The following is a 15,768-nucleotide window of genomic DNA, read 5'->3' on the forward strand; positions in this document are numbered from 1 at the left end:
CGGGCAGGTTCTCGGTAACACCGGAACCCCTTGGGAGCAGTGGGTGAAAATCATCGGGATCGCCGCCAGTCTCCACGCGGGGTCATTCATCACCAGATTGTTGGACGCGGCGGGCGGCGAACTGCCGGACGGTGTCGGCTTCGAGGTGTGGCGCGGGCTGGAGGAGATCCCGCCGTACCGGAGCGGGCCGGTCCCGGCCGCGGCACGCGAGCTGCTCACCCTGGTCGCGGGCGGTGACGGGGTGCTGCTGACCGCTCCCGAGCACAGTCTGCTGCCGCTGGAGCTGACGTACACGCTGGACTGGATGTCGGCCAGGGACGGGCTGTCGGGCAAGCACGTGGCGGTGATGAGCGCGAGCGCGCGCGCCTGCGGGGCCATGTGGGCGCAGGCGGAGCTCTACAAGCAACTGCTGGGGGCGGGCGCCGTCGTGAGCGGCGCCGAGCTGGTGATCTCACCCGCCTGGCCGCTGTTCGGCGACGACGGCCAGCTGATCGTCCCCGACCTGCGTGACCAGGTGCGCGCCGTGATCCGGCGGCTGTGCCCGTCGGACGTCATGGAACCGGTGCTGTCGCTCTAGCCGGGACCGCCCCCGCAGCCGTCACGTGTCCCAGGGCGTGCGTTTGAGCAGCCGGTCGAGCTTGATGTTCATGTCCATCGTCTCGGAGCGCAGGAAGTCCATCTCGCGCCGCCACTGCTGCCTGAAGGCGTCGACCTCGCCGGCGATCCAGATCCGGATGTCCTCGACGCTCTCCATCACCGCCGGCTGCGACACCTCCCTGCGCACGCCCGCGATCTCGATGCCGAACGCGGCGAACTCCTCGCTGGTCAGCATCATGCCTTGGTCCAGCCTGGCCTGCAGCTGCGCGATCCCCTCCTGCAGCTTCAGCGACCGTTCGGCGATGTCGTGCAGGAGAAGCGCCTGCCGTTCGAGTTCGCCACCGTGTTCCATCGTGGTTTCAAGATCATCGACGCGGAGTTTCAAGTCGAGGATCTCCGCCCGCATGTCCACCGCCACCTCCCCCTTTGCCGGCCGTCCAGGTACCTGTAAGGACATCGTCGCAGCCGGTGAGCGGTGCTGCCCACCCGGAGGAGAACGGCGGGTACGGATCTGTCCACCCGCCATCTCAGCGGGGTAGAGGATTCTCCCCCGGCGGCCTCAGATCAGCTCGATGAGGTCGGCCACGGAGTCGACGATCAGGGAGGGGCGGTAGGGGAAGCGGTCGATCTCGTGCCGCTGGGTGACCCCGGTGAGGACGAGGATGGTGAACAGCCCCGCCTCCATGCCGGAGACGATGTCGGTGTCCATGCGGTCGCCGATCATGGCCGTGGTCTCGCTGTGGGCCTCGATCTCGTTGAGCGCGCTGCGCATCATCCGCGGGTTGGGCTTGCCGACGAAGTAGGGCTCGACCCCGGTGGCCCTGGTGATGAGCGCGGCGACGGCGCCGCAGGCGGGCAGCGAGCCCTCGGTGGAGGGGCCGATGGGGTCGGGGTTGGTCGCGATGAAGCGGGCGCCGCCCTCGATGAGGCGGATGGCACGGGTGATCTGGGTGAAGCTGTAGGTGCGGGTCTCGCCGAGCACCACGTAGTCGGGGTCGAGGTCGGTCAGGATGTAGCCGACCTCGTGCAGCGCCGTGGTCAGGCCGGCCTCGCCGATCACGTACGCCGAGCCGCCCGCCCGCTGGTCGTCGAGGAACTGGGCGGTGGCCAGCGCGGAGGTCCAGATGGACTCGGCGGGCACGTCGAGTCCGGCGCCGGCCAGGCGTACCGACAGGTCCCGCTGGGTGTAGATCGAGTTGTTGGTCAGGACCCGGAACTTCCGGCCGGACTCGCTGAGCCTTTTGATGAATTCGTCCGCACCTGGGACCGGACGTCCCTCGTGGACGAGCACGCCGTCCATGTCGGACAACCAGGAGTCGATCCGCTTACGCTGAGTCACGCGGCCCATGGTACCGAGCGCGCCTTATCGACTTCCCGCCCGGCACGTGAACAATGTTCTTCATGTCGTTCATCGAATCCGCCCAGGACATGCGGGACGAGCTCGTCCGGCTCAGGCACTCCTTGCACACCACCCCCGAGCTCGGCCTGCACCTGCCGCGTACGCAGGAGAAGGTGCTGGCGGCGCTGGAGGGACTGCCCCTGGAGATCACCACGGGGAAGACGCTCAGCTCCGTCACCGCCGTGCTGCGGGGCGGCCGGCCGGGGCCGGCGGTGCTGCTGCGGGGCGACATGGACGCCCTGCCCGTGACCGAGAAGAACGACCTGCCCTACGTCTCCCAGCTGCCCGGCCAGATGCACGCCTGCGGGCACGACCTGCACACCGCGATGCTGGCCGGGGCGGCGCACCTGCTGAGCGCGCGGCGCGACGAGCTGGCCGGTGACGTGATCTTCATGTTCCAGCCGGGCGAGGAGGGGCACGACGGCGCCAAGCAGATGATCGGCGAGGGCGTGCTGGACGCGGCGGGGGCGCGGCCGGTGGCGGCGTACGGCATGCACGTGGTGTCGTCGATGTTGCCGCCGGGCCTGTTCGCGTCGCGGCCGGGGCCGATCATGGCGGCGGCGGACGTGTTCGCCGTGACGGTGAAGGGGCGCGGCGGGCACGGTTCGACCCCGCACATGGCGCTGGACCCGATCCAGGCGGGCTGCGAGATGGTGACCGCGATGCAGACGATGGTGACCAGGACGTTCAACGTGTTCGACCCGGTCGTGGTGACGGTGGGCAGCTTCCACGGCGGGTCGGCGGACAACGTGATCCCCGACGAGGCCAGGTTCGAGGCGACGGTGCGCACGTTCAGCAAGGAGAACCGGGCGCTGGTCAAGCGGCGGCTGGAGGAGGTCGTGCGGGGCGTGGCCGCGGCGCACGGGCTGGAGGTGGAGACGGCGCTCGGCATGGGCTACCCGGTGACGGTCAACGACCAGGGCGAGGCCGAGTTCGTCGGCGCGACGGCGGGCGAGCTGTTCGGTCCCGGCCGTTACTTCGTCTCGCCGCAGCCGGTGATGGGGTCGGAGGACTTCTCGTACGTGCTGGAGAACGTGCCGGGCGCGTTCGTCTTCCTGGGGGCCTGCCCGCCCGGCAGGGACCCGGCGACGGCGCCCTACAACCATTCCCCCGAGGCGCAGTTCGACGACGCGGTGCTGCCCGACGGGGCCGCGCTGTACGCGTCGCTGGCCTTCTCCCGGCTGTCCTGACATGCGGGCCTGGGTGGTGGACCGGCCGGGGCCGATGGCGTCCCGGCCGCTGGCGCTGATCGAGCGGGAGGTGCCCGAGCCGGGGCCCGGCGAGGTCCTGGTGGAGGTGGAGGCGTGCGGCGTGTGCCGGACGGACCTGCACCTGGCCGAGGGCGACCTGGCACCGCGGCGGCCCAGGACCACCCCCGGGCACCAGGTGGTGGGCCGCGTCGCGGGCGGGGCCGGCACACCCGGCGCGCGGGTGGGCGTGGCCTGGCTGCGCTCGACGTGCGGCCGGTGCCGCTACTGCCTGCGCGGCATGGAGAACCTGTGCCCTGACTCCACCTACACCGGGTGGGACGCCGACGGCGGCTACGCCGACTATCTCGTGGCGCCGGCCGATTACGTCTATCCCCTGCCCGACGACCGTCCCGCCGAGTGGCTGGCCCCGCTGCTGTGCGCCGGGATCATCGGCTACCGGGCGCTGGCGCGGTGCGACCTGCCCTCCGGCGGGCGGCTGGGCATCTACGGGTTCGGCGCCTCGGCCCATCTGACCGCGCAGGCGGCCATCGCGCAGGGCGCCACCGTGCACGCGGTGAGCAGGTCGGAGGCTTCCCGGCGGCTGGCCCTTGAGCTGGGCGCGGCCTCGGCCGGGGACCGGCCGCCCGAGCCGCTCGACGCGGCCATTCTGTTCGCGCCCGTGGGTACCCTGGTACCACCGGCGCTCGAAGCACTCGACCGGGGCGGCACGCTCGCCGTCGCGGGCATCCACCTCACCGACGTGCCGTCGCTGAACTACGAGCGGCACCTGTTCCAGGAGCGGACGCTGCGCAGCGTGACGGCCAACACCAGGGCCGACGGGCGGGCGTATCTGGAGCTCGCGCTGGCGCATCCGCCGCGGGTGACGACGACGCCCTACCCCTTCGAGGAGGCCGGGCGGGCACTGGCCGATCTGGCCGCGGACCAGGTCAACGGCGCGGCCGTGCTGGTAAAGACCTGACCGAATGCTTGATGGCGCTTAGCACCACTTCGTACACTCATGAAGGAAAGTTACATTAGCCTCACAACCACTGGAGATTATTGACGCTGGTTCGACGCGATCGTAATGTCCGGTCAATCCCTAGAGACATCCCCCGGAGCGGCAAATGAAGCGACTGGCAGCGGTAGTGGCGTTGCTGGGCCTTGCCACCGCGACAGCGGCGTGCAGCGGCGGTACGACCAACAAGTCCGGCGGCTCGGGCGGCGGTGGAGGCGGACTCTTCACCACGATCGACGTGAACCGGCCCGGCCTTGAGGCCTCGGCCCCGGCCAACCCGTACAACCCGAAGGGCAACTCCTTCCCGGGTTACAGCTCCATGAAGCTGGGCTGGGTGGTCAACCACCTGACCGACCCGAACAAGGCGCTGCCGGGTCTGGCGGCGAGCTGGGAGCTCGCGGACGACAACTCCGCGATCACGCTGAAGCTGCAGCCGAACGCGAAGTGGTCCGACGGCAAGCCGGTCACCGCCGAGGACGTCAAGATGTCCATCGGCATCGCCTACACGCAGGGCAGCACGGCCTTCTCGACCACGCCGGGAGCGGCGGGCGCCGCCGCGGAGGTCGAGGTCGTCGACCCGCAGACCGTCAAGATCACCCAGGACATGGCCAACCCCAGTCCGAAGTTCGCCCGCGGCGTGCTCGACACCACGATCCTGCCCGCGCACGTGTGGAGCAGCGTGCTCCCCGCGGACTTCTGGGACAAGCTGAAGGCCGCCCGCGGTGAGGGCGCCGACGCCGAGAAGGCCCGCGAGGAGATCACCGGCCTGGGCGAGAAGGTGATCTCCTTCGCCCCGCCGAAGGACGTCTCCGCCGGCCCGTTCGTGCTGGAGCGGGTCAACCCCTCCGAGGCGCTGCTGGTCAGGAACAAGTACTTCTTCAACGCCGCCAACGTCGCGCCGGCGCAGGTGAAGTTCCTCAACTACACCGGCAACGAGCAGATCTGGAACTACCTGACCCAGGGCAAGCTCGACCACGCCGGCTTCACCGCCGCCCCGACGGACGTGATGAACCGGATCAAGGCCGCCTCCGGCAACGAGGTCATCAAGGGTTACTCCCCCGTCGCCGTCGGCATGGCCTTCAACCAGACCAAGAAGCCGTACGACAACGTCCACGTGCGCAGGGGCCTGGCCTACCTGATCGACCGCGACCAGGTCACCAAGGTCGCCTCGCCCGAGGGCGGCACGCCCGCCGCGACGACGAGCGGCATCCACCAGAAGGCGGCGCAGGCGTGGATCCCCGAGACCGTGCCGCAGCTTGAGCAGTACAAGCCGGACGTGGCCAAGGCCGAGACCGAGTTCAAGGAGGCCGGCCTGGTCAAGAAGGACGGCAAGTGGACGCTCTCCGACGGCTCGCCGTGGAAGGTGTCCATGCACGCGCCGTCCGGGTTCTCCGACTGGCTGTCGGCCCAGGAGAACATCAAGAGCCAGCTCGTCAAGGCCGGCGTGGACGCCGAGGTCGTGACGACCGCCGACTACCCGCTCTACCTGGAGGAACTGGCCGCCGGCAAGTACGACGTCGGCTTCTGGCTGATGGCGCTCGGCCCCGCGCCGTACGACATCTTCCAGCGCCTCTACGGCGCCTCCAACGGCTGGAGCAACGTCGCGGGCAAGGTCACGCACAGCGCCCCCGGCAAGAACAACAACTGGATGGGCGGCCCCGAGGAGATCGAGGTCGACGGCGAGAAGATCAACCCCGGTGAGCTGACCGGCCAGCTGAACTCCGCCGACGAGCAGGCCGCCAAGCCGATCATGGCGAAGCTGGCCAAGGCCGCCAACCAGGACCTGCCCGTCATCCAGCTCTGGGACTACATCAACGCCCAGTTCGTCAACAACAACCGTTTCACCGGCTGGCCGCACGACGACGAAGTGCTGCGCATGGGCACCGGCGTCCTGCCCTCGGGCGTGTGGATCCAGCAGGGTCTGATCAAGGCGAAGCAGTAGCCTATGACGCTCATCACACGGCGACTCGCGGGCCACCTGGCCCGCGGGTTCGTCATGATCCTGGTCGTCGCGACGATCAGTTTCTTCATCGTCAACAACATCCCCGGCGACCCCATGGCCGCCCGCTACGAGAAGCTGATCGAGCAGGGGATGGCGCCGGAGGCGGCCCAGCAGGCCGTGAAGGTGCTCTACGGCTTCCAGCCGGACGGCACGCTCTGGCAGCAGTACTCCGACTACATCTCCGGTCTGCTCCGCCTCGACCTCGGCGTCTCGGTGACCAGGCCGGGGACGCCCGTGCTCGACGTGCTGACCGACGCGGCCAAGTGGACCATCGTCCCGGTGCTGGTGGGCACGCTGCTGAGCTTCCTGGTCGGGATCATCTTCGGCGTGTACGCCGCCATCAAGCGCACCGGCAAGCTCGGCGACGCCCTGTCGATCTCCGGCTCGCTGCTGCACGGCATCCCGCAGTACGTGCTGGCGATGCTGCTGGTGGTGATCTTCGCCACGCTCATCCCCATCCTGCCCGCCGACGGCTCGGTGGACATCCTGTACGAGCCGGGCTTCAACGGCCCGTACATCGGCTCGCTGGTCGAGCACGCGGTGCTGCCGGTGCTCACGTACGCGCTGTCGGCCTACGGCGGATGGGTGCTGGCGATGAAGTCGAGCGTGGTCACCGTGCTCGGCGACGACTTCATCCTGGCCGCCGAGCTGCGCGGGGTGAAGCGCTCGATCGTCTTCCGCTACATCGCGCGCAACGCGATCCTGCCGCTGTTCACGATGCTCGCCCTGTCGCTGGGCCTGCTGCTCGGCGGCGCGGTCTTCATCGAGAAGATCTTCAACTATCCGGGGCTCGGCTGGTTGCTCATCAGCAGCGTCACCGACCGCGACTACGCCCTGATGGGCGGGGCGTTCCTGCTGATCACCGTCGGGACCATCCTGGCCAACATCGTGGCCGACCTGTTCTACACGGTCATCGACCCGCGCGTGCGCAGCGGAGAGGAGGCGTCGTGAGTGCCACGCTGATTCCCGAGACCGGCTCGGCCGCCTCGGAGATGCGCCGCAACTTCTGGCGCGGCGTGTGGCGGGTGATGCGGCGCAAGCCCAGCCGCCTGGTCGGGGTCGTCATCATCGCGGGCTTCATCCTCATGGGGGTCGTGGGGCCGATGGTGCTGCCCGAGCACCTGCCCTCCGACACGAACGCGATCACCCAGGCGCCCAGCTGGGAGCACTGGTTCGGCACCGACCCGCAGGGCAGGGACGTGCTCGCGCTGGTCATCACCGGCTCGCGGTACGTGCTGCTCACCGCCGCGGTGACCGCGGTCATCACGGTCGTCGTGGGCACCGCGATCGGCCTGTTCTCCGGCTTCAAGCGGGGCCGCTGGGACACCGTGCTGATGCGGTTCACCGACATGAAGCTCACCATCCCCGGCCTGCCGCTGCTGCTGGTGCTGGCCACCGTGTGGCAGTTCGGCAGCCCGCTGCAGATGGGCCTGGTGCTGGGCCTGCTCGGCTGGGGCGGCGTGGCTAGGGCGGTGCGCTCCCAGACGCTGTCGCTGCGCGAGCGCGGCTTCATCGAGGCGGCGCGCGGGCTGGGCCTGTCCACGAGGCACATCATCGGCAAGGAACTGCTGCCGAGCATGGCGCCGTACATCGCGATGAACATGCTCATCTCGGTGACCGGTGCGGTGTACTCCCAGGTGGGCCTGTTCTTCCTGGGCGTGCTGCCGTACGAGTCGGACAACTGGGGCGTCATGCTCAACCTGGCCGTGTTCCAGGCCGGCGCCATGATCACACCGAACGCGCTCGGCTACCTGCTGGCCCCGCTGCTGGCGATCCTGCTGCTCACGCTCGGCATCGTGCTCGTGGTCGACGCCATGGACGAGATCTTCAATCCCCGGCTGCGCGAGGAGTAACGGTGGGTACACAAGCGCCGGGAGTGCGCATCGGCGGCCTGACGGTCGTCTACAAGACCCCGGCGGGCGAGCTGCCCGCCGTCAGGGACATCAGCCTGACGCTGGAGCCCGGCACGATCACCGGCATCGTCGGCGAGTCGGGCTCGGGCAAGTCCACGCTGGCGCTGTCCCTGCTCAACGCCGTCCAGCCGCCCGGCAGGATCGCGGCGGGCAGCGTCGAGATCGACGGGCTCGGCGACGTGGTCGGCCTGGCCGGCGAGGAGCTGCGCAAGGCCAGGGGCCGGCACATCGGCTACGTCTTCCAGGCCGCCCAGAACTCGCTCAACCCGCTCAAGACGGTCGGCAAGCAGCTGCTCGACCTCGGCCGCTCGCACGGCGTGGAGGACCTGCGCGGGCTGGTGCGCGAGGCCCAGGAGCTGCTCGGCCGGATGGGTCTCGACGGCGCCCGGGTGCTCGACTCGCACCAGCACGAGCTGTCCGGCGGCATGCGCCAGCGGGTCGGCATCATGCTGGCGCTGGTGCTCAACGCGCACCTGGTGGTGCTGGACGAGCCGACGACCGCGCTGGACATGATCACCCAGGCGAACATCCTGAAGATCGTCCGTGAGGTGCACGCCGAGCGCGGCCTGACCACGCTGGTCATCACGCACGACATCGGCGTGGTGGCCGAGGTGGCCGACCGGCTGGCCGTCATGTACGGCGGCCGCCTGGTCGAGCAGGGCCCCACCAGGGAGGTCCTCGGCGCGCCGCAGCACCCGTACACGAAGGGGCTGATCAAAGCCATCCCCCGGCTCGTCGGCGACATCGACGAGGCGCGGGCGCTGCCGGGACGCCCGCCGACGCTGGCGACCGTGCCCAAGCAGGGCTGCGTGTTCAGGGAGCGCTGCGCGCTGCGCATGGACGTGTGCGACGACGTGGACCCCGCGCCCCAGGTCGACCAAGGCGAGCGCGGGCCGAGGACGGTCGCCTGCCACGCCGTGACGGTGAAGGAGCACGCATGATCACCGGGACCGGGGTCGTCAAGACCTTCAAGCAGCGGGGCAAGATGCTCGGCGCGCGCGAGGTGCGGGCGCTGCGGGGCGTGGACTTCGCCATCCCCAAGGGCGGGGCGGCCTCGTTCATCGGCGAGTCCGGGTGCGGGAAGACCACGCTGGGGCGGATCATCGCGGGGCTGGAGACGTACGACGAGGGCGAGATCGAGATCGGCGGCGTCCCCATGTCGGGGCTCAAGCACAAGCAGCGCCAGCCGCACTTCCGCAAGATCCAGATGATCCACCAGGACCCGTACTCGGCCCTGAACCCGACCAGGACCGTGCACCAGACGCTGCACGCCCCGCTGACCCTGCGGGCCGGGCAGACCGGGCGTTCGCGGGCGTGGATCGAGGAGCGGGCGGCCGAGGTGCTGTCGCTGGTCGGGCTGGATCCCGGCACGGTGCTGTCGCGCTATCCGCACCAGTTGTCCGGCGGCATGCGCCAGCGGGTGGTCATCGCCCGCGCGCTGACCGTGGACCCCGAGATGCTGGTCGCCGACGAGGCCGTGTCGATGATCGACGTCTCGCTCCGGCTGGGCATCCTGGCGCTGCTGAAGGACCTGCGCGAGCGGCTCGGGGTCAGCGTGCTGTTCATCACGCACGACGTGGCCACCGCCCGCTACATCGGCGCCGACGGCGAGCTGTACGTCATCTACCGGGGGCAGGTCGTCGAGCGCGGCGCCGTGGACACGATCATCGCCGATCCCGTGCACCCGTACACGCAGTCGCTGCTGTCGGCCATCCCCGTGCTGCACGGCCTGGAGCAGCCGGGCGAGCAGCCCGTGATGCCGCTGGAGTCGCTGGACGAGAGCCAGTCCGACGCGGGCTGCCTGTTCGCCCGCCGCTGCCCGTTCAGGGGCGAGCGGTGCGCCGAGGAGCGGCCGCTGCTGCGGATCACCGAGGGGGCGCCGCAGGAGCACGCGTGCTTCTACCCCGAGCGCCGCGACGTGATCGCCCGGCCGATGAGCGAGGTGTGATGTCCCACGCCGTACGGGCCGCGGAGCCCGCCGAGGCGGCCCGCGCCGCCGCGGCCGCGCTGACGCTGGACGCCGGCGAGGCCGTGGCCCTGACGGAGGCGCTGTGGCGGCCTCCCGCCGGGCGGCGGTGGACGGCGCTGGCCACTGACGGCGGCGTGGTGATGGCCTCGATCTCGCAGAAGGATCCGCAGGCCGGGCACATCGACCTGCTCGCCGTGCACCCCTCCGCGCAGGGCGAGGGCCGCGGCACGGCGCTCGTGCGCGCGGCCGAGGAGTGGCTGCGCGAGCAGGGCGCGCGCCAGGCCCGCTTCGCCGGGAACCCGCCGTGCTACGCCTGGCCGGGGATCGACGTGCGCTACACCGCCGCCGCCTGCCTGGCCGAGCGCCTCGGCTACGAGCGCTACCACGTGGCCTGGAACATGACGGCGGATCTCCGGGCCGCCGACCTATCCGTGGCGGACGAGGTGGCCCGGCTGGCGGAGTCGGGGGTCACCGTCCACGCGGCCGGGGACGACAGGAAGCGCGTCGCCGCGTTCGTCGAGGAGCACTGGAACGAGCGGTGGGCCTGGGAGGCGGTCAACGCCGCCGGGCTGCACTACGCCGAGCGCGACGGCCGGATCCTCGGCTTCGCCGCGTGGGGGTCGCGCCCGGCCTGGTTCGGGCCGATGGGCACCGCCGAGGACGCGCGCGGGCTGGGTCTCGGCCGGGTGCTGCTGCGCCGGTGCCTGGCCGACCAGCGGGCCGCCGGGCAGGACAGCGCCCAGATCGGGTGGGTGGGGCCGTTGCGGTTCTACTCGCGCGCCGTCGGCGCGCGAGCGGAACGCGTCTTCTGGCTCTACCGGCGCGATCTGGCGTGATGTCACGTATAGAGCAGGTGTCCCTCAGGGCGGCCCGGCGGCGGGCACAGCTCGCGCGGATCTTCACCGGCCTCCAGGCCCCTGGTGAGGGTGTCGGATCCCCACAGGTGGTCGAGGAACAGGTCGGGGCCCCACCAGCGCAGGTCGTCAGGATAGAGCGTACGGGCCACGTGCAGCATGGACAGACCGGTCAGCACCGGCCTGAAGGCCCGGCGGTCGTGCACGTGGAGCTGCACCCCGCGGACGGGGGTGCCGGCGTGCTTGTGGAAGGTCGGGGTGAACCACGTCTCCCTGAACCGCACGCCCGGCAGGCCGAGCGCCGCCAGCGCCGGCGCGAACCTGTCGTCGGCGTACGGAGCCCCGATCAGCTCGAACGGCCGGGTCGTGCCGCGCCCCTCGGAGAAGTTGGTCCCCTCGAACAGCCCGGTTCCCGGGTAGACGAGCGCGGTGTCCGCAGTCGGCATGTTGACCGACGGCATCACCCAGGGCAGCCCGGTGTCGTGGTGGGTCATGTCCCGCCGCCAGCCCTCCATGGTCACCACGGTCAGGTCGAGGTCGAACCCGAACAGCCCGGCCAGCTCGCCCACGGTCCTGCCGTGCCGCAGCGGCAGCGGGAAGCGGCCGACGAAGCTGGCGAACGCCGGGTCGAGCAGCGGCCCCTCCTGCACCTCGCCGCCCAGCGGGTTGGGCCGGTCGAGCACCACGAACCGCAGACCGAGCCGGGCGGCCGACTCCATCAGGTCGTACATGGTCCACACGTAGGTGTAGAAGCGGGCGCCCACGTCGGCGATGTCGAAGACCAGGGTGTCGACGCCGGAGGCGGCCACCACGCGGTCGAGGGGCTCGCCGGACAGCTTGTGGGTGTCGTACACCGGCAGCCCGGTCCTGGGGTCGACCGTGTCGCCCTCGCTGCCCGCCGCCTGGGCGGTGCCGCGCATGCCGTGCTCGGGACCGAACAGGGCGGTCAGCTTCAGCCCCGCGGCCAGCAGGGCGTCGGGGGTGGCGGTCAGGTCGGGCAGCACGCCGGTCGGGTTGGTGATCAGGCCGAGGCGGGAGCCTCCGGCGAGGGAGGGATCCGCGGCCAGCCGTTCTGCTCCGGTTCTCACATGTTGCATGAACCCATTGTCTGAAAGATATTTACAAGAGAGAAGTAGAGGGTGGAAATTAGCGACATGATTGATCCGCTACCCGAGCTGTCCACCGAGCAGAGCGATCCCCGCTACAGCCAGATCGACCGGCTGCCGACGGAGCAGATCGCCCGGCTGATGAACCAGGCCGACGCCGCCGTGCCCGCCGCGGTCGCCGCCGCCGTCCCCGCGATCTCGGCCGCGATCGACGCGATCGCCGCCAGGATGGCCGAGGGCGGCCGGCTCCTGTACGTGGGCGCCGGCACGTCCGGCCGGCTGGCCGTGCTCGACGCCAGCGAGTGCCCGCCCACCTTCGGCACCGATCCGTCGCTGGTCCAGGGCATCATCGCCGGCGGGCCCGACGCGCTGACCCGCTCCGTCGAGGGCGCCGAGGACGACCCGGAGGCGGGCGCGGCCGCGTTGAAGGACCTGGAGGTGGGACCGCTCGACTCGGTGGTGGGCGTGTCCGCCAGCGGGCGGGCTCCTTTCGTGCTGGGCGCGCTGGCCGAGGCCGCCGCCAGGGGCGCGCTGACCGTGGGCCTGTCGTGCAACGCGGGCGCGCCGCTGTCGGCCGCCGCCGAGCACGCCGTGGAGGTCGTGGTGGGGCCCGAGGTGGTGACCGGCTCGACCCGGCTGAAGGCGGGCACGGCCCAGAAGCTCGTCCTGAACATGATCTCGACGATCTCCATGGTGAAGCTCGGCCGCACGTACGGGAACCAGATGATCGAGATGTCGGCGATGAACAGCAAGCTCGCGGGACGGGCGCTGCGCATGGTCAGGGACATCACCGGGGCCGACCAGGAGAGCGCGGTCGCGGCGCTGGACGCGGCTGGCGGCCAGGCGAAGATCGCGGTCCTGATGATCCAGCACGGCATCGACGCCGAGGCGGCCCGCGCGCTGCTGGAGTCGCACGGGGAACGCCTCAGCGACGCCTTGAGCGGCTGAGGTCCCGGGCGGCCGATTTCTTCATGGGGGTGGGGATGTCCGATCGCCTTGAGGCGATCCTGGCGGACGCGGTGCCGCGCGTCTGCCCGGCCGCGGTCGCGCTGATCGCCGTCGACGGATCCGTGGTGGCCGCGGCCGCCGCCGGGGAGCTCGTCCGGTACGCCGGCGCGGAAGGCGGCCTGGCCGCGGACCGGCCTCCCGTCGGTCACGACTCGATCTTCGACCTGGCCTCGATCAGCAAGCTGTTCACCACGGTCGTGCTGCTCTCGCTGGCCGAGGAGGGCCGGCTGGACCTGGACGAGCCGGTGAGCGGCCGGATCGCGGCGGCCGATCGGAGCATCACGCCGCGGCGCCTGCTCACCCACACGGCGGGCCTGCCCGCGGGCCGCCGCATCGGTGACGAGCTGCCCGGCCCGCTCACGCCGGCGACGGCGGAGCGGCTCGCCGGGGCCAGGATGGCCGCCATGCTGAGCACGCCGGTCGCGCACCCGGCAGGCGGGCCCTACCTCTACAGCGACGTCGGCATGGTCATGGCCGGCCGCCTGGCCGAGCTGGCCGGTGGCGCGTCCCTGGACGTGCTGGTCCGCGACCGGATCACGAGCGTGCTCGGGCTGCCGGACACCGGCTACCGGCCGCAGCCCGCGCTGCTGGAGCGGATCGCGGCCACCGAGTTCAAACCCGAGCGGCCCGGACCCGGCTGCGTCAGGGGCGAGGTGCACGACGAGACCGCGTACGCGCTGGGCGGCGTGGCCGGGCACGCCGGGGTCTTCGCGACCGCCGCCGACCTGCTGGCCTTCGGCGAGGCGCTGCGGCTGGGCGGCGAGGGCGTGCTGCGCCCGGAGAGCGTGGCCGAGATGACGCGCGACCAGGGGGTGGCGGGGGCGCCGTTCCGGCACGGGCTCGGCGTGCGCATCGGCGATCCCGGCATCGCCGGTCCGCTGGCGGACGCGTACGGGCACTCGGGCTTCACCGGCACCTCGCTCGTCGTCGACCCCGCCCGCCGGCTGACCATGGTGCTGCTGACCAACGCCGTGCACCCGGTACGCGGCCGCGACGGCGTCAGGGAGCTGCGCGGGGCGGTGGCGGAACTCGCCGCGCGCCTGGCAGGCCACCTCCCGGCGCGGGAGACCCGTCCGGCGTAATCTGCGGGCATGCCCGTGCATCTGAACCACACGATCGTGCCGGCCACCGACAGGGACGCGACCGCCGCCTTCCTCGTCGAGATACTCGGGCTGGAGCCCGCACCGGTCTACGGGCCGTTCCGGGTCGTCTCCCTCGGCAACGGCGTCTCGCTCGACGTCGCGAGGGCCGACGGCGACGTGCCGCCGCAGCACTACGCGTTCCTGGTGAGCGAGCCCGAGTTCGACGAGATCTGGGGCCGGATCAAGGAGCGCGGCCTGACCTTCTGGGCCGACCCCTACCATCAGCGGCCTGGGCAGATCAACACCAACGACGGCGGGCGCGGCCTCTACTGGTCCGACCCCGACGGGCACAACCTGGAGATCATCACGGTGCCGTACGGCGGCTGGTAGCCGCCCCCGAGGCGTGGGGCCGGTAGCCGCCATGAAGCGTGCGGCCGGCGACGTCCCGCCTCAGGGCGCCAGGGCTTCGAGCGCCTCCTCGGCCCGGCGCAGCGCCTCCTTCGGATCGGACTCGGGGATCTCGCGGTCGAAGTTCAGGTCGTGGAAGACGTCGGTGACGCCCTTCCCGGCCAGTTCGGCCACGTCGCGCCGGATCTTGTCGTACGTGCCGCTCAGCGGACGGTCCTCGTCGGCCGCCCGCACCCGCGTGACCCCGCGGACCACGAACCTGAACGCGTCCAGGTCGCGCCCGGCCGCGGCCAGCTCATCCTTGATCAGCGCGATCCGCCCGGCGATGGCCGACAGGTCCTCCCTGCTGGAGCTGACCCAGCCGTCCGCCAGCCGGGCCGCGCGGCGCAGCGCGACGTCGGCGGTGCCGCCGAGCAGGATCCGCGGCGGGCCCGGCTCGGGCTTGGGGTCGATGTGGGCGGGCGGCACCCGGTAGAACTCGCCCTCGTGCGCGACCACGTCGTCCTGCCACGCCGCACGCAGCACCTCGACGAACTCCTCGCCCCTGCGCCCGCGCCCGGCCATGTCGACGCCGGCCGCGGCGAACTCCTCGGGCAGCCAGCCCAGGCCCAGCCCGGCGGTGACCCGGCCGCCCGACAGCGTCTGCAGCGTGGCCAGCTGCTTGGCCAGCGCCACCGGTTGCGCGTACGCGTTGAGCACGGCGACGCCGAGCCCGATCCTGCCGGTCACGGCCGACAGGTGGGCCAGCGTGATCAGCGGGTCGTGCACGGCGCGGTAGGTGGGGCCCATGGGATGCCCGACGGGGTAGAGGAGCCGCTGGAACGTCCAGAGCTCGGCGTAGCCCAACTCCTCGGCCCGGACGGCGACCCGGCGCATGTTTCCCGGCGTGGCCCACGCCCCTGACTGCGGTACGGCGAAACCGACTCTCATGGTCCTATCTTGTCCGACGCGCGTTCGCCGCCGACAGGCGCCTGCTTCACCCGATGGCCATCTCATGTCCTGAGACGATGTGATCGTCCTGGAAACGTGCTTGACGGGTGTCCGTCGCTCTGACAATTTCATCTGCACGTGCAAAAGGGCCGCTCATCCGGTGGGCGCAGAGATGAGCCCGGCTCTGCTCTTTTGTTCGCGACCCTGTCATCCGGCCGCGACACGCCGAAGCCGGCAGATGTGACACAGCTCACACCGAATGGCCCGAGGGCCCGACAGCAATGACCGCCGATTC

General features: G+C 71.1%; 16 protein-coding genes. 12 read left to right on the forward strand and 4 right to left on the reverse strand.

What is annotated here, in order from left to right; translation table 11 throughout:
* Positions 1-43 precede the first annotated feature (43 nt).
* A complete protein-coding gene (locus B0I32_RS29070) occupies positions 44-577 on the forward strand; it encodes an NADPH-dependent FMN reductase (protein ID WP_181307896.1) in 534 nt (177 codons plus the stop codon).
* 21 nt (positions 578-598) lie between these two features.
* On the opposite strand, the gene B0I32_RS29075 is transcribed toward B0I32_RS29070, so the two are convergent.
* Together B0I32_RS29075 and B0I32_RS29080 are read right to left on the reverse strand one after the other, a co-directional pair.
* Positions 599-1,009 carry a hypothetical protein gene (locus tag B0I32_RS29075; protein WP_146178349.1) on the reverse strand — a complete coding sequence of 137 codons (411 nt, stop codon included), beginning with the start codon at positions 1,007-1,009 and terminating at the stop codon, positions 599-601.
* A gap of 147 nt (positions 1,010-1,156) precedes the next feature.
* Positions 1,157-1,945 (reverse strand): HAD-IIA family hydrolase, encoded by a 789-nt coding sequence (locus tag B0I32_RS29080; RefSeq protein ID WP_219912043.1) that lies wholly within the window; start codon positions 1,943-1,945, stop codon positions 1,157-1,159.
* A gap of 53 nt (positions 1,946-1,998) precedes the next feature.
* Here B0I32_RS29080 and B0I32_RS29085 point away from each other — a divergent pair, with 53 nt between their 5' ends.
* The 8 genes from B0I32_RS29085 (at position 1,999) to B0I32_RS29120 (ending at position 10,921) form a co-directional block, all read left to right on the forward strand.
* Positions 1,999-3,186: a M20 metallopeptidase family protein gene (locus B0I32_RS29085; RefSeq protein ID WP_106245420.1), complete on the forward strand. Its 1,188-nt coding sequence runs from the start codon at positions 1,999-2,001 to the stop codon at positions 3,184-3,186.
* Between the two features lies 1 nt (position 3,187).
* Positions 3,188-4,165, forward strand: a complete 978-nt coding sequence (locus B0I32_RS29090) for a zinc-dependent alcohol dehydrogenase family protein (RefSeq protein ID WP_106245174.1) — start codon at positions 3,188-3,190, stop codon at positions 4,163-4,165.
* A gap of 145 nt (positions 4,166-4,310) precedes the next feature.
* Positions 4,311-6,143 (forward strand): ABC transporter substrate-binding protein, encoded by a 1,833-nt coding sequence (locus B0I32_RS29095; RefSeq protein WP_245956098.1) that lies wholly within the window; start codon positions 4,311-4,313, stop codon positions 6,141-6,143.
* A gap of 3 nt (positions 6,144-6,146) precedes the next feature.
* Positions 6,147-7,154, forward strand: coding sequence for an ABC transporter permease (locus B0I32_RS29100; protein ID WP_106245178.1), 1,008 nt, complete (start codon positions 6,147-6,149; stop codon positions 7,152-7,154).
* Entirely contained in the window at positions 7,151-8,056 is a 906-nt protein-coding gene (locus B0I32_RS29105; RefSeq protein ID WP_106245179.1) for an ABC transporter permease, read from the forward strand. Before B0I32_RS29100 ends, B0I32_RS29105 begins: the two co-directional genes overlap by 4 nt.
* 2 nt (positions 8,057-8,058) lie before the next feature.
* Complete coding sequence (locus B0I32_RS29110; protein WP_245956099.1) at positions 8,059-9,057, forward strand: ABC transporter ATP-binding protein; 999 nt, start codon at positions 8,059-8,061, stop codon at positions 9,055-9,057.
* The gene (locus B0I32_RS29115; protein ID WP_106245183.1) at positions 9,054-10,064 is read left to right on the forward strand and encodes an ABC transporter ATP-binding protein; all 1,011 of its coding nucleotides are present in this window, start codon (positions 9,054-9,056) and stop codon (positions 10,062-10,064) included. The genes B0I32_RS29110 and B0I32_RS29115 overlap by 4 nt, the downstream gene beginning before the upstream one ends.
* Positions 10,064-10,921: a GNAT family N-acetyltransferase gene (locus B0I32_RS29120; RefSeq protein WP_106245184.1), complete on the forward strand. Its 858-nt coding sequence runs from the start codon at positions 10,064-10,066 to the stop codon at positions 10,919-10,921. Before B0I32_RS29115 ends, B0I32_RS29120 begins: the two co-directional genes overlap by 1 nt.
* 2 nt (positions 10,922-10,923) lie before the next feature.
* Here the strand turns inward: B0I32_RS29120 and B0I32_RS29125 are convergent, their stop codons facing one another.
* Positions 10,924-12,036 (reverse strand): exo-beta-N-acetylmuramidase NamZ family protein, encoded by a 1,113-nt coding sequence (locus B0I32_RS29125; RefSeq protein ID WP_106245186.1) that lies wholly within the window; start codon positions 12,034-12,036, stop codon positions 10,924-10,926.
* A 57-nt stretch (positions 12,037-12,093) separates the two neighbouring features.
* Here B0I32_RS29125 and murQ point away from each other — a divergent pair, with 57 nt between their 5' ends.
* From murQ to B0I32_RS29140, 3 genes are read left to right on the forward strand one after another with little or no spacing between them, the layout of a single operon-like run.
* Positions 12,094-12,993 carry an N-acetylmuramic acid 6-phosphate etherase gene (gene murQ, locus B0I32_RS29130; RefSeq protein ID WP_106245188.1) on the forward strand — a complete coding sequence of 300 codons (900 nt, stop codon included), beginning with the start codon at positions 12,094-12,096 and terminating at the stop codon, positions 12,991-12,993.
* A 35-nt stretch (positions 12,994-13,028) separates the two neighbouring features.
* Positions 13,029-14,135, forward strand: a complete 1,107-nt coding sequence (locus B0I32_RS29135; RefSeq protein WP_106245189.1) for a serine hydrolase domain-containing protein — start codon at positions 13,029-13,031, stop codon at positions 14,133-14,135.
* Positions 14,136-14,144: 9 nt separating this feature from the next.
* Positions 14,145-14,525, forward strand: a complete 381-nt coding sequence (locus B0I32_RS29140) for a VOC family protein (protein WP_106245191.1) — start codon at positions 14,145-14,147, stop codon at positions 14,523-14,525.
* Positions 14,526-14,585: 60 nt separating this feature from the next.
* On the opposite strand, the gene B0I32_RS29145 is transcribed toward B0I32_RS29140, so the two are convergent.
* The gene (locus B0I32_RS29145) at positions 14,586-15,473 is read right to left on the reverse strand and encodes a TIGR03619 family F420-dependent LLM class oxidoreductase (protein WP_106245193.1); all 888 of its coding nucleotides are present in this window, start codon (positions 15,471-15,473) and stop codon (positions 14,586-14,588) included.
* Positions 15,474-15,768: the final 295 nt, after the last annotated feature.

The sequence above is a fragment of the Nonomuraea fuscirosea genome, assembly GCF_003001935.1.
GTDB lineage: Bacteria > Actinomycetota > Actinomycetes > Streptosporangiales > Streptosporangiaceae > Nonomuraea > Nonomuraea fuscirosea.